The 621-nt window shown below is 33.5% G+C and carries 1 protein-coding gene; it reads right to left on the bottom strand.

Going from position 1 to position 621, the window contains the following annotated elements:
- Window positions 1-131: 131 nt before the first annotated feature.
- A complete protein-coding gene (locus ITJ86_RS17180) occupies window positions 132-500 on the bottom strand; it encodes an endonuclease domain-containing protein (protein WP_195872876.1) in 369 nt (122 codons plus the stop codon).
- Between the last annotated feature and the right edge of the window lie 121 nt (window positions 501-621).

The following is a 621-nucleotide window of genomic DNA, read 5'->3' as shown; positions in this document are numbered from 1 at the left end:
GGGTTTACCGTTTGGGTATTGGTAAAATAAATTTAATTTTTTACACTTTTGTTTGTTGGTTTAGAATGTCCCCTTGAGGGGACCTTAGGGGTGTTCATGACTGTTCAAGAATAATTTCAAAGTTGTTCCTCCTATTTATCACGTAATTCCCCAACCTTCTCCTCAATAACCAACAACACACTAAACATATTCTTTTTAACGTCATCGTTAGAAAACCTCAAAAAAGTAACATCATAAGCCTCTAATTCACTTTGCCGTTTAGCGTCATATTGAAAATTATACTCATGACTATCGCCATCAATTTCAATTACCAATCGTATTTCATGACAATAAAAATCTACAATGTAATTTAACATAGGAACTTGTCTATGAAACTGAACACCATAAGCACGCTGTTTTATATGTTGCCAAAGCAAAACTTCTTGTAAGGTGCTACTTTTTCTTAACTGCCTAGCACGTTCCTTTAGGTCTGGGTTGTATGGAATGATTTTGTTTTTCATTTTATTAATTTACCACTTATCTATTTACACCCCTAAAGTCCCCTCAAGGGGACATTTGATAAAGGAAAATAGAATATTCACAGGGTTTACCGTTTGGGTATTGGTAAAATAAATTTAATTT

Origin of the sequence: Winogradskyella marina (assembly GCF_015645385.1) — a bacterium.
GTDB classification, from domain to species: Bacteria; Bacteroidota; Bacteroidia; order Flavobacteriales; family Flavobacteriaceae; genus Winogradskyella; species Winogradskyella marina.
The sequence above is the reverse complement of the archived record's forward strand: the minus strand, read 5'-3'. Positions and strand labels throughout refer to the sequence as shown.